The organism is Neorhizobium petrolearium (assembly GCF_029854435.1).
Classification (GTDB): domain Bacteria; phylum Pseudomonadota; class Alphaproteobacteria; order Rhizobiales; family Rhizobiaceae; genus Neorhizobium; species Neorhizobium petrolearium.
This window is the reverse complement of sequence record NZ_CP123000.1, coordinates 4,628,082-4,641,561: the sequence shown is the minus strand read 5'-3', so window position 1 is coordinate 4,641,561 and position 13,480 is coordinate 4,628,082. Positions and strand designations below refer to the sequence as shown.

General features: G+C 60.2%; 9 protein-coding genes. 4 read left to right on the top strand and 5 right to left on the bottom strand.

Annotation, left to right across the window (positions count from 1 at the left end):
* Nucleotides 1-101: 101 nt before the first annotated feature.
* The 5 genes from QEO92_RS22445 to QEO92_RS22425 form a co-directional block, all read right to left on the bottom strand.
* Nucleotides 102-929 carry an ATP-binding cassette domain-containing protein gene (locus tag QEO92_RS22445; RefSeq protein WP_037156408.1) on the bottom strand — a complete coding sequence of 276 codons (828 nt, stop codon included), beginning with the start codon at nt 927-929 and terminating at the stop codon, nt 102-104.
* The gene (locus tag QEO92_RS22440; RefSeq protein ID WP_037156411.1) at nt 929-1,789 is read right to left on the bottom strand and encodes an ABC transporter ATP-binding protein; all 861 of its coding nucleotides are present in this window, start codon (nt 1,787-1,789) and stop codon (nt 929-931) included. The genes QEO92_RS22445 and QEO92_RS22440 overlap by 1 nt, the downstream gene beginning before the upstream one ends.
* Complete coding sequence (locus QEO92_RS22435) at nt 1,786-2,682, bottom strand: ABC transporter permease (RefSeq protein ID WP_227704489.1); 897 nt, start codon at nt 2,680-2,682, stop codon at nt 1,786-1,788. The genes QEO92_RS22440 and QEO92_RS22435 overlap by 4 nt, the downstream gene beginning before the upstream one ends.
* On the bottom strand, nt 2,675-3,682 hold the full coding sequence (locus QEO92_RS22430) for an ABC transporter permease (protein ID WP_037156415.1): 1,008 nt from the start codon (nt 3,680-3,682) through the stop codon (nt 2,675-2,677). Before QEO92_RS22430 ends, QEO92_RS22435 begins: the two co-directional genes overlap by 8 nt.
* A 173-nt stretch (nt 3,683-3,855) precedes the next feature.
* On the bottom strand, nt 3,856-5,391 hold the full coding sequence (locus tag QEO92_RS22425) for an ABC transporter substrate-binding protein (protein WP_227704488.1): 1,536 nt from the start codon (nt 5,389-5,391) through the stop codon (nt 3,856-3,858).
* Between the two features lie 329 nt (nt 5,392-5,720).
* On the opposite strand from QEO92_RS22425, the gene QEO92_RS22420 reads away from it, so the two are divergent.
* The 4 genes from QEO92_RS22420 to QEO92_RS22405 all read left to right on the top strand — a co-directional run bounded on the left by QEO92_RS22420 (nt 5,721) and on the right by QEO92_RS22405 (nt 13,479).
* Nucleotides 5,721-7,874 (top strand): indolepyruvate ferredoxin oxidoreductase subunit alpha, encoded by a 2,154-nt coding sequence (locus QEO92_RS22420; RefSeq protein WP_037156417.1) that lies wholly within the window; start codon nt 5,721-5,723, stop codon nt 7,872-7,874.
* Between the two features lie 10 nt (nt 7,875-7,884).
* Nucleotides 7,885-9,432 (top strand): indolepyruvate oxidoreductase subunit beta family protein, encoded by a 1,548-nt coding sequence (locus QEO92_RS22415; RefSeq protein WP_227704487.1) that lies wholly within the window; start codon nt 7,885-7,887, stop codon nt 9,430-9,432.
* Nucleotides 9,433-9,526: 94 nt separating this feature from the next.
* The gene (gene mprF / locus QEO92_RS22410) at nt 9,527-12,109 is read left to right on the top strand and encodes a bifunctional lysylphosphatidylglycerol flippase/synthetase MprF (RefSeq protein WP_227704486.1); all 2,583 of its coding nucleotides are present in this window, start codon (nt 9,527-9,529) and stop codon (nt 12,107-12,109) included.
* Nucleotides 12,106-13,479, top strand: a complete 1,374-nt coding sequence (locus QEO92_RS22405; RefSeq protein ID WP_280107473.1) for a virulence factor family protein — start codon at nt 12,106-12,108, stop codon at nt 13,477-13,479. Before mprF ends, QEO92_RS22405 begins: the two co-directional genes overlap by 4 nt.
* Nucleotide 13,480 lies beyond the last annotated feature (1 nt).

Here is a 13,480-nt window from a genome sequence, read left to right as displayed (position 1 = left end):
CTGATGTTCCGTCTCATTATTTTAAGTTTAAACTATATGGCGTTCGAGCAGGGCGTCAAGCTGATAATTTCCCCCCGAGTCCGGTTTTGTCGGGCGCCTGTTCAGGTTTCGGTTCTTCGCTCCAGCCAGCCCGGATCGTATTCCGGAAGCGGGATCGCATCGAGAAGCGCGCGGGTGTAGGCAGCGGAAGGGCTTGCAAAAACCTGCTCGCAGGGCCCTTCCTCGACAACCTTTCCGAGCCGCATCACATAGACATAGTCGCAGACGGCTCGAATGACAGAGAGGTCATGGCTGATGAAGGCCATGGCAAGTCCGAGTTCGCGGGAAAGGCCCTTCAACAGTTTCAGCGCCTGTGCTTGGGTGGAGACGTCGAGGCCGGAGACAATTTCATCGGCCAGTACGAAATCGGGCTGCATCAGGACGGCACGCGCAATGCCGATGCGCTGGCGCTGGCCGCCGGAAAGCTCGTGCGGGTATCGCTCGACGCAAGCGGCGGGCAGGGATACGCGGTCAAGCACGGATTTTACCTGTTCCAGCGCCGTTGCCGCGTCGCCGGCCAGGCCATGCAGCAGGAGCGGACCCGTCAGAATGCGGCGGATCGTGTGGCGCGGGTTCAGCGACGCCATGGGGTCCTGGAAGATCATCTGCATGCGCCGGCGCAGCGGCCGCATCTCGGTTTCCGGGATATGGGTAATGTTACGACCGTCGAAGGCGATCTTGCCGGCGGAGACATCGACGAGGCGGAGTAGGGCACGGCCGAGCGTCGTTTTGCCGGAGCCGGATTCGCCGACGATGCCGACCGTCTGGCCCTTGCCGATGCGGATATCGACGCCGTGCAGGACGGGCGTCGAGGGTTTGCTGCCGAACAGGCCGGCGTGCTTGGCGTAGGTGACTTTGATGCCGGTGGCGACGAGCAGGTTCTGATCCATCAACTGATCCCGATCTCCTGGCGAAGTTCGCGGAAGACGGCTTCCGGCACGGGCTCCAGTCCCGCATCCGGCCGGTCGTAACGGGGGCCTGCAGCAATCAGCGCCTTTGTATAGGCGTGTTTCGGGTTTTCCAGCACGTTGCGCACCGGTCCTTCCTCGATGACCTTGCCAGCGTAAAGCAGCGTGACGCTGTCACAGATCTGCGCCACGATGCCGAGGTCATGGGTAACGAAGAGCACGCCGGTGCCGCGCGCCTCCTGCATGTGGCGGATAAGGCGGAGGATTTCTTTCTGTACCGTCACGTCGAGCGCGGTCGTCGGTTCGTCAGCGATGACCAGTTCCGGCTCGACTGCGAAGGCAGCGGCAATCAACACACGTTGGCGCATGCCGCCGGAGAGCTGATGCGGAAAGCTTTTCATCACCCGGTCGGGATCGCGGATCTGCACGTCGGCCAGCAATTGCAGCGCATAGGCCTCTGCTGTTCTGGCGGACATGCCGCGCTTCAGTTTCAGACCGTCCGCGAGCTGTGCGCCGATGCGGCGGGCAGGATTAAGGGCCGTCTGTGGATCCTGTGGAATCAGTGCGATTTCCGAGCCCATAATGCTGCGCAGCTCCGGCGGCTTCATGCTCAAAAGGTCGCGGCCTTTGAAATTGATCCAGCCGCCTGTGACACGCACCGTTCGTGGCAGGATGCCGAGTATGGCCTTGGCGATCGTCGATTTGCCGGCGCCGCTTTCGCCAACGAGGCCGCGGACGCCACCGTTCTTCAGCGTCAGGCCGACATCGCGCAGGACCGGCATGCCGCCTTCGCGGTCGGAAACGGCGGAAAGACCGGTTATGGTGAGCAGGTTTTCCGTCATCGTCTGAGCACCGGATCGAGCGCCCGGCGCAGGCCGCTGCCGAGCTGATTGAACGCGAGAACCGTGGTGAACAGCACCGCGAGCGGCGCCACAAGCAGCCACCAGGCATGGTGGATGAGCTGGCGCCCCTGCGCGATCATGCCGCCCCAGGTGGGTGTGTCGGACGAGACCGACAGGCCGACGAAGGAGAGGATAGCTTCGACAACGACGACAATGCCCATTTCGAGACTCACCAGCGCGATCAGTATCGGCACGATATTGGGGAAGATTTCCCGCGTTAGGATTTTCATGCGCGGGAAGCCTGCGGTGCGGGCGGCCGTCACGTAATCGAGTTGTGACTGGGCGAGCGTTTCGGCGCGCACGACGCGGCAGAAGCGGGTCCAGTCAATAATGACGATCGCAGCGATCACCGAATGCACGCCGGAGCCGAAGACTGCGACGAGCAGGATGGAGAGCAGGACCGGCGGGAAGGCCATCCAGATGTCGACGATCCTTGAGATGATGCGGTCCGCCCATCCACCATACCAGCCGGCCAGCAGGCCGAACACAGTGCCGATCAGCGCCGCGAGGCTCGCCGAGACGAAAGCGACGAGCAAGGCGATCCGGCTGCCGTAGATCAGGCGGGATAGGACGTCGCGGCCGAGGTCATCGGTGCCAAGGTAGTAACCGGGTTCAGCACCGTCGAGCCAGGCGGGCGGCAGCGAGCCCAGCATCAGATCCTGTTCCAGCGGATCCTTTGGCGCGATGAAAGGCGCGAAGATCGCGATGACGACCAGGAGCAGGATGAAGCCGCCGCCGAACAGCACTTGTCGTTCGGCGAACAGGTTCCGCAATCGTGACGGGGTGCGACGAGGCTTGGCCGCCGGGCCAGTGATGGCGATGGGCTCAGCCATGGCGGAGCCTCGGATTAAGCGCAGCGGCAAGCAGGTCTACGGCGAGGTTGATGACGATGAAGATCGCACCAAAGACCAGAACGAGGCCCTGGATGAGCGGCAGGTCACGATTGATGACGGCGTCAATCGCCATGTTACCGATGCCGGGATAGGCGAAGATGCGCTCGACGATGACCGTGCCACCGACGAGGAAGGTGAATTGTACGCCAGTGAGCGAGAGGGCGGGGCCGACGGCATTGCGCAGCGCCTCCTGCAGCACGAGCCGCAATTCCGACATGCCTTTCAGCCGTGCCAGCAGCACGTAATCCTGTACCATCGCTTCCAGCAGCGCTTCCTTGAGAATGCGGGTGATAACGGTCGCAAGCGGCAGGGCGAGTGCCAGGACCGGCATCACCATATGGGCGGCAACATCGAAGAAGACGTCCAAGCGGAACCTGATGAGGCCTTCGAGGAGATAGAAGGGGGTGAAGAAATCGATCGATAGCGTCGGGTCGATGCGGCCGGAGAGGGGGAAGATAGGGATGAAGACGCCAACAACCAGAACCAGCGCAAGCGCCCATACGAAATCCGGCACGGCGAGCAATACGCCATTGGTCGCGTCGATTGCCGGTTCCAGCGGCGTGCGCCGGAAGAGCGTGCCGACCACAGCGACCGCGCCGCCGACAGCCAAGGCGACGATCAAGGCCGCGAAAGCGAGCTCAAGGGTGGCGGGCAAGCGCCCAAGCAGCAGTTCCAGCACGTCGCGGCGGAGCGAGATTGAGGTGCCGAAATCGCCCATCAACACGGACTGAAGCCAGACGCCGAACTGCGCCGGCAAGCTGAGGTCAAGGCCGTATCTGGCGCGCAGTGCGGCGATGTCGGCGGGACTGGCTCCCGGCGCGATCATCATCGCGATCGGATCGCCCGGCACGATCCGCAGGAGCACGAAGACGATCGCGGCGACGCCGAGCAACGTCACGGTCGCCACGATCAGTCTGTTGAGGATGGATATTGCGATCATCGGTTCATGCGGGTCCTTTGCCCCTCACCCTTCCCGCAAGCGGGGCGAGGGAACGTGCCTCACGCGACGCTGGGACTTTGGCAGGCGGTGCGGCTATCCCTTCTCCCCGCGTACGGGGAGAAGGTGGCGGCAGGCGGATGAGGGGCCACGAGACCCCTGTGGCAAAATGCCGTTTAGACCTTTGACACCAGCGTCGGCTGCAGCGCGCCGGAAACGTTCGGCACGATCTTCAGCTTCTCCTTGTAGACGATCGGTTGGACGTATTGCAGCAACGGGATGACGTAGCCCTGTTCGGCGATGTATTTGCTGACGGCCTTCCAGCCGTCGATACGCTTCTTCTCGTCCTTTTCGCCCCAGAGCAGCATGATCATGTTGTCGAGGTCTTCCGTGTTCCAGACCGAGTGCGGCGAGGGTCCGAACATGGCGAAGCCGGTGGAGGTCGTCGGGTCGCCGATCGCGTTGCCCCAGTTGTAGAAGGCGGCGGGCGCCAGTTGGTCGGCGGCCCGCAGTTCGTAATGCTTGGCGATCTCGTAGACCTCGATCTCCGCCTCGATGCCAACGCGGCGCCACATGCCGACGATCGCCTGGATCATTTCGTAATCCTTCGGCTTGAAGCCGCGCGTCGTCTGGATCTTGAATTTGACAGGCTTGTCGGTGGAATAGCCGGAAGCTTTGAGCAGGTCCTTGGCTTTTGCCTGGTCATAGCCGACCTTGATGGACGCGTCATAGGCATCGTATTCCGGTGCCTCGAGCGTATCGATCGGCACGCCATAGCCGCGCAGCAGCCGATCGACGATCGCTTTCTTGTCGATCGCATGATGGGCGGCGAGGCGCACGTTCTTGTCGAGCATGGCGTCGATGTTGTTCAGGAAGATCATGCCGATGTCGGAGATCGGCGTGACGGCCCCTTTCAATCCGGCCTTCCCCTTCAGGCGGTCGTATTCTTCATAGGGAATTTCGAGCGTGATGTCGGACGAGCCGGACTCGATTTCTGCCACACGGGTAGTCGCATCCGGCACGAACTTGAAAACGACCGTGTCGAAGACCGGCTTGCCGCCGTAATAGTTCGGGTTGGCTTTGAGGCGCAGGAAGGCATTGCCTTCATAGGCGTCAACCATGTAGGGGCCGGTGCCGACCGGCTTCTTCTCGAACCCTTCCGCGCCGACCTTCTCGTAATAGGCCTTCGGCATGACATAGCCGGTCAGGAAGGCCATCCATTTGAAGAAAGTCGGATCGAACTGTTTCACGTCGCCGGTTATGCGCTTTCCATCGATCTTGTAATTGCCGGCAGTCGACCAGACGAACTGGATCGGATTGCCGGTTTCCTGTTTGGCTGCGCGCTCCAGCGACCAGACGACATCCTCCGGCGTGAGGTCGGAGCCGTCGTGCCATTTGACACCTTCGCGGACGTCCATCCAGATCTGCGTTTTGTCGTCGTTCCACCCCCAGGCGGTCAGAAGGCCGGGCTGGAAAGAAAGATCCGGGCCTTGGCCGATGAACTGGTCGAAGATCGAGCGGTAGATCGCCTGGATTGTCGGGTTGACAGCTGACGGGCCGACCGTCGGATCGAAGGAGGGCAGGTTGACGTTATAGGCAATGGTCAGCGTCGAACTGTCCTGCGCAAAAACTGCGTTACGTCCGCAAAATACACCTGTCAGAAAAGTAGCCGTGCCCAGGCCCAATGCCTGGCGCCGGGAGAGCGTCATCATGATCTAACTCCATTGTTCCCACTCGGCCAAACTTGCGGACAGGCCGTCCGTGTCGGGCTCGTTCGTTTGAATGGTTTAACGTTAAAATAAGTGTCGAATGGCGGCAAGGGTTATTTGCGGCCAAAACAAGTGTTTTTTATTCCTGCACGATCCAATAATATGCAATTGCATATATAAATGTTCTGACAAGTGACGCTTGTGACTCATCAGAATCCCAAAATTCAGCTGGACGCCTTAGTGGAAATTGTGAATTGACAAATGCATGACGTCAAAAATATGGTTTTGCAAATGTTTATAGCTTGAGGCCGACGAGGCGAAGGGGAACTGCCATGGCTGAGCGATCATTTGCCCGCGAAGTCGAGGATCTGAAGCTTAGAGAAGGTGAAATCTTTCGGGGCGAGGGCATCCTGGCGATCACCAAGGCGCTGCTGCAATCGGGCGTCTCCTATGTCGGCGGTTACCAGGGCTCGCCGATCTCGCATCTGATGGACGTGCTGGCCGACGCCAAGGATGTTATGGAAGATCTCGGCGTGCATTTCGAGACGTCCGCGTCCGAGGCCGCCGCTGCCGCCATGCTGTCGGCGTCGGTCATGTATCCGGTGCGCGGCGCCGTGACCTGGAAATCGACGGCCGGCACCAACGTCGCCTCGGATGCGCTCTCGAACCTTTCCTCCGGCGGGGTCAACGGCGGCGCGCTGATCATTCTCGGCGAGGATTTTGGCGAGGGCTCTTCGATCATGCAGGAGCGTTCCCACGCTTTCGCCATGAAATCGCAGATGTGGTTGCTTGATCCGCGGCCGAATCTGCCTTCAATCGTTCAGGCGGTCGAGGATGGTTTCCAGCTTTCTGAAGCATCGAACACGCCGGTCATGCTGGAAGTGCGTATCCGCGCCTGCCATGTGCATGGCCAGTTCGTTGCCAAGGACAACAAGCGGCCGACTTATACGCTGAAGCAGGCGCTCGAAAATCCAGTGCGCGACGTGAACCGTATTGTGCTGCCGCCGGCAAACTTCATTCACGAGAAGGACAAGCTGGAGCGCCGCTGGCCGGCAGCCGTCAACTTCATCAAGGAGAAGAAGCTCAACGAGTTCTTCGGTCCGGAAGAGGGTGAAATCGGCATTATCATGCTGGGTGGCATGTATAACGGCGTCATGCGCGCCCTGCAGCAACTCGGACTGGCTGACGTCTACGGCAATTCATCGATCCCGCTCTACGTGATGAACGTCGCCTATCCGATGATCGACGAGGAGGTCGTCGATTTCTGTGTCGGCAAGAAGGCCGTGATCATGGTGGAGGAAGGCGCTCCGGAATATATCGAGCAGACGATGCATACGCTCCTGCGTCGCCGGGACATTCAGACGAAGCTCCACGGCAAGGATATCCTGCCGCTTGGTGGAGAATATACCGCACCGGTGATGATGAAGGGTTTGAAAACCTTTATCGAAATGTATGACCGAATCCTGCTTGGCAACCAGCCGCCAGTTCCGGACCCGACACCGATCCTGAATGATCCGAAAGTCAAGGCGCTGGCGGAAGTCGTGCCCGCCCGTCCGGCCGGCTTTTGTACTGGCTGCCCGGAGCGTCCGATTTTCGCGGCCATGAAGCTGGTCGAAAAGGAACTCGGCGAGCATCACGTCTCGGCGGATATCGGCTGCCATCTCTTCTCGATCCTGCCGCCCTTCAATATAGGGGGCACGACGATGGGCTATGGTCTCGGCCCGGCTTCCGCCTCGGCTTTCAATGTCGAGGCGGACAAGCGTTCGATCGCCGTCATGGGTGACGGCGGTTTCTGGCACAATGGTCTTGCCACCTCGGTCGGCAACGCGGTTTTCAACAAACAGGACGGCGTCATTCTCGTCGTCGACAATTATTATTCGGCGGCGACCGGCGGGCAGGACATCCTTTCATCGCGCGCTATCAATCCAAACCGCAAGACGAACAATTCCATTGTCAATGCCGTGAAAGGCATCGGCGCCACCTGGGTGCGCCAGATCGACCGCACTTATGACGTCGCCAAGATGCGCGACACGTTGAAGGAAGCGCTGACGACCAAGGAGAAGGGGCCGAAGATCATCGTGGCCTCCTCCGAATGCATGCTGAACAAGCAGCGCCGCGTGAAGCCGCAATTCGCCAAGGCGGTGAAGGATGGCAAGCGCATGGTGAAGGAACGGTTCGGGGTGGACGAAGACGTCTGCACGGGTGATCACGCCTGCATCCGGCTTTCCGGCTGTCCGTCGCTTTCGGTCAAGCATACCGATGATCCCCTGAAGGATGATCCGGTTGCGGCGATCGACAATAGCTGTGTCGGCTGCGGCAATTGCGGCGAGGTTTCGGAGGCTGCGGTCCTCTGTCCGTCCTTCTATCGCGCCGATGTCATCCACAACCCGACCGGCTGGGACAGGTTCGTCTCCCATATGCGTAACAAGGTCATCGGGTGGCTCCAGGCCCGCCGCGCTGCCGGTCGCATCGTGTTCGCGGATTAAGGACAAGGTTATGAACGAAACCGTGAACCTGAAGACGCTGATCGCTTCCGACAAGCCGCTGACGCTCGCCATTCTCGCCATGGGCGGCCAGGGCGGTGGCGTGCTCGCCGACTGGATCGTTGCGCTTGCTGAAGAGCAGGGCTGGATGGCGCAATCCACCTCAGTGCCGGGCGTCGCCCAGCGCACCGGCGCCACGATCTATTACATCGAGATGCTGCCGGCCAGGGATGGTGTCTCGCCGATCTTCTCCCTGATGCCGACACCGGGCGATGTGGATGTCGTGCTCGCCGCCGAGCTGATGGAGGCTGGCCGTTCGGTTCTTCGTGGCCTCGTGACGCCGGACAAGACGGTGTTGATCGCTTCGACGCACCGCTCGTTTGCAGTCGGCGAGAAGGAAAAGCCGGGGGACGGCATCGGCGATCCGACGGTTGTGGTCGGCGCCACGGATTTCGCCGCCAAACGGACGATTGCTTTCGACATGGATACGCTGGCGCTCAAGAACGGCAGCGTGATTTCCGCCTCGATGTTCGGCGCACTGGCTGCAGCCGACGTCCTGCCCTTTTCCAAGGATGCGTTCGAAGCGACGATCCGTGGTGGAGGCAAAGGCATCGAGGCGAGCCTGAAGGCCTTCAATGCCGCGTTCGACCGGGCCAGGGCGAGGCCACGGGACGAGATAAGCGCCTCGCCGCCGAAGCGTTTCGACGCCATGCCGGAAACGGCCGGTCATCCGGAGCTCGACCGGTTGGTGCATCGCCTGCGTGCCGAATTTCCGGAAGTCGCCTTGCCGTTGCTGTTTGCCGGCGTCAAGAAGCTCGCGGATTTCCAGGATCCGGCGTATGCCGGCGAGTATCTTGATCGTGTGGGTCAGCTCCATGCTCTCGACCGTGCCAATGGCGGCGAGGAGAAGGATTATGCCTTCACAGTTCAGTCGGCGAAATATGTCGCCGTTGCGATGGCTTATGACGACGTGATCCGTGTTGCCGACCTGAAGACCCGCGGCAGCCGCTTCGACCGGGTACGCAAGGAGGTCGGCGTCAAGCAGGACCAGATCCTCTACATGACCGAATACATGCATCCGCGCATGGAAGAGGTCTGTGGCGCGCTGCCGAAGGGGCTTGGTCTCTGGGTCGAGAAGCGTCCAAAGCTGTTCTCCTGGCTCGACCGACGCATCAACAAGGGCCGCCGGGTGCAAACCGGCACCCTCTTCTGGTTCCTGACGCTCTATACGCTCGCGGCGCTGCGCCGTATCCGTCGCGGCACGTTGCGACACCTGCGCGAGACCGAGCACCTCGAGGCTTGGCTCAATGCGGCGACTCCGCTGCTCTCGCGGAACTATGATCTTGCAGTCGAAGTGATCAACAATCGTCGGCTGGTGAAGGGCTATTCCGATACCCATGCGCGGGGACTTTCGAAGTTCGACCGGGTGATGTCGGCGCTGATGACACTTAGCGACCGCGAGGACGGTGCGATCTGGATGAAACGTTTGCGTCAGGCTGCACTGCTCGACGAGAACGGGATCGCGCTTGACGGCGCCTTGAAGACAGTCGCCACGCTTTAAGCATATCAGACACATTAAAGCCGCGATCCCGTTGCTTTTGCCGCGCATCTGACCAAAGTCTGGATGCGCAGTTCCTCGGCACCGGTAAATCACCATGACAACCACGGATCGTCAGCCTGGCCGCTTTCGAGATATCATCGAGGCGTACCGCTCTTACATCATCGCGCTCGCGGTGGTGGTGGTGTTCGCCTTCACAACGTTCGCCATTTACAATCTCACCACCGAGGTGAGCTATGACGATGTGATCGAAGCGCTCGGCAATACGCGGTGGCCTGCAATCGGGCTTGCTGTCTTCTTCACCATGCTGAGTTTTGCGGCGCTCGTCGGCTACGACATGAACGCGCTAGCGTACATCGGCCGCACCTTGCCGTTTATGCCGGTCGCGATGACCGCTTTCAGTGCCTATGCGGTCGGCAACACGGCCGGATTCGGAGCCCTGAGCGGCGGTGCTATCCGCTTTCGCGCTTATTCCCGCCTTGGCCTTTCACCAGATGATATCGGTCGTGTCATCGCCTTCGTGACACTGGCCTTCGGGATCGGATTGCTCGCCGTCACGGCACTGGCCTCGCTCGTCACGGCACCAAGGATCGGAGCGATTCTGGGTGCCGATGGTGGCTGGATCCGTGCCGGAGCAATCCTGATCATCATCATGCTATCCGTCCTGGTGATATCGGGGCGTGATGGGCGGACGATTTCGATCGGCAGTCTGAGCATCCGTCTGCCGGATACCCGCACGTCCTCGCAGCAGTTCCTCATCACAGCGCTTGATATTGCCGCCTCGGCCTCCGTCCTCTATGTCCTCCTTCCGCAGACGAATATTGGCTGGCCTTCGTTCCTCGCTATCTATGCCACCGCCGTCGGCCTCGGAGTCCTGAGCCATGTGCCTGCCGGCCTTGGTGTCTTCGAAACCGTGATCATCGCAGCACTCGGCAATACGGTCAGCATCGATCAAGTGCTCGGCAGCCTGGTTCTTTACCGTGTCGTCTATCACGTTCTGCCGCTGCTCATCGCGACGCTCGTGGTCATCGGCGTCGAGATACGTCAGCTTGCCCATCATCCGGTGGCTTCCACATTACGCAAGCTGGAATTCCGGCTGGTGCCGCCGCTGCTTGCAGCCTTTGCGATAATCGCCGGCGCAATGTTGATCTTTTCAAGCGTGACGCCGACGCCGGATTCCGACCTGAATTTCCTTTCCAATTATTTACCGCTGCCGTTCGTGGAGGGCGCACATTTCCTTTCCAGCATCCTTGGCCTCATCCTCTTTGTGGCAGCGCGCGGCATAGGCCAGCGGTTGGATGGAGCCTGGTGGACGGGCATGGTCTGTGCTGTTCTTGCGCTCGTCTTCGCTTTCGTGCGCGCGATCGCTCCTTTTGAAGCCATCTTCCTCGTCATTCTGCTGGTCGGTCTTTTTCTCAGCGCGAAACAGTTCAATCGCCGGGCATCGCTGTTTGGGCAGGTGCTATCGCCGAGCTGGATTGCCGCCATGCTCATTATCGTGGCTACGGCCGCCACAGTGCTGCTTTTCGTCTACCGCGAGGTGGAATACAGCCACGAGCTCTGGTGGCAGTTTGAGTTTTCCGAAGAGGCGCCACGCGGCCTGCGTGCTGTTCTCGGCCTGGCGATCTTCGCGGCGTCCATCTCTTTTTACAGTCTGTTGCGGCCGGCCACCCGGCGCTCGCCGCCATCAACCGCGGACGATCTCGGACGGGCAATCCAGATCGTGATGGCGCAGGACAACGCCGATGCCAATCTGGTCCGGATGGGAGACAAGCGCCTGATGTTTTCCGAGAGTGGCCGTGCCTTTCTCATGTACGGCATTCAGGGACGGTCCTGGATCGCCCTCTTTGATCCCGTCGGACCGCAAGAGGAGACGGCAGATCTCGTCTGGCGTTTTGTCGAAGAGGCGCGCAGTCGGGGGGGCCGTGCAGTGTTTTATCAAATATCGCCCGGCCTGCTTTCCCATTGCGCCGATGCCGGGCTGAGGGCCTTCAGGCTTGGCGAACTTGCGATTATCGATCTTTCGCATTTCGATCTTAAAGGCGGTCGTCTCGCCGGACTGCGGCAGGCTGTCAACAAAGGCATGCGCGAGGGGCTGGAGTTCTCGGTCATCGACGCGCCGGAGGTGATGGCTTCAATCGAGGAACTCAGGCAGGTCTCCGATAGCTGGCTTGCGGAACACAACACGCGCGAAAAGACGTTCTCGCTGGGCGCTTTTCGAGATGATTATGTCGCTTCGCAATCGGTGGCGGTTTTGCGTAAGGAAGGTCGAATTGTCGCTTTCGCGACGCTTTTGATCACCGATACGAAACAGGAAGGAACGGTTGATCTGATGCGCTTTTCGCCGGAAGCACCGAAAGGATCCATGGATTTTTTGTTCGTGAAAGTCATGGAATATCTGCGCGATGCCGGCTATGCACATTTTAATCTCGGCATGGCGCCACTTTCGGGAATGTCCACGCGCGAAGTTGCGCTCGCATGGGACCGGATTGGCAGCGTCGTATTCGAGCACGGCGAACGGTTCTACAACTTCAAAGGATTGAAAGCTTTCAAGTCGAAGTTCCATCCCACCTGGGAGCCGCGCTACCTCGCCGTGGCGGGCGGGGTTAGCCCTGCCATAGTGATGATGGACGCGACGCTTCTGATCGGCGGCGGCTTGAGAGGAGTGGTTGGTAAATGATGTTCCTGCGGTTTTTTTGCATCATCGCGCTTGTTGGCTGGCTCTCCTGCGTCACGACCGCCGTCGCTCAGCAGCAGGATTATCATACCGGCCTGATCCCGTCGCCGCGTATCATGGTGCCGAAGAGCGGAGATGATCTCCAGGGCATCGTTTTCCTGATCTCGGACGGGCAGGGCTGGGGCGTGCGGGAGGAGGCGCAGGCCCAAGCTCTGCTGAATGCCGGCGTGGCAGTCGTCGGCATCGATTTTCCGGCATATATCAAATCGCTTGCTGCCGATGATGGCGAATGCGTCTATATGGTATCCGACATCGAGGATGTTTCCCAGCAGGTGCAGCGACGGATCGGCAATCCGGATTATCGTCATCCAATCGTGGCCGGGATCGGAGAAGGCGGGGCACTTGCGCTTGCCATGATCTCCCAGAGCCCGAATGCAACTATAGGCGAGGCGATCGCTGTCGATCCGGCAGCCGGCATCCCACTCGCCAAGGAACTCTGCACCCCCGCCTCGAAACAGAAAATTGGCGATCGCACGGTCTATGGGTTTGACGACGGTGCCCTGCCGGCCGCGGTAACAATCATCTCCACTACATCCGCCGATCCTGCCGGCAAGGCGCATGCCCAGCGGCTGAAGCAGGAGCATCCGGAGGTGGAACTAGCCGATTCCGGCTCGACTGCGGAAGAGGCTTTGTCAGAGGTTCTGCTGGCTCATATTGCGGTGGCAGGACAAAGCGGCCAGCCGCTCGACTTGCCGCTGACGGTACTCGATGCAAAGCCAGCTATGAACACGATGGCGGTAATTTATTCCGGTGATGGCGGCTGGCGTGACCTTGATAGTGAGGTGGGTGGTTACCTGCAGTCTCAAGGCATCCCGACAGTTGGGGTAGATTCGCTGCGTTATTTCTGGTCCGAACGCACGCCACAAGGAACGTCGGATGATCTGGCAAAAATCATCGAGCACTATCGCCGGCAGTGGGGCATCCAGAACGTGCTGCTGATCGGTTACTCTTTTGGAGCCGATGTGCTGCCCGCCACCTACAATCTCCTGCCGGTGGCCGATCGGGAAAGGGTGAGGCAGATCACACTGCTCGGGCTGTCTCACCAAGTGGACTACGAGATTTCCGTCACAGGTTGGCTCGGTGTCGCCGCCGCGGGCAAAGGCGGCGATCCGATGAACGACATCGCAAAGATCAATCCGAAAATTATCCAGTGTGTCTATGGCACGGACGAGGACGATGACCCGTGCCCAACGCTGAAGGACCGCGGCGTCGAGGTCGTGCCGATCGAAGGCGGGCACCATTTCGATGAGAATTATCAGGCGCTCGGCAAACGCATCCGTGACAGCCTGCAAGCACGGCTTGCAAACAGGTAGG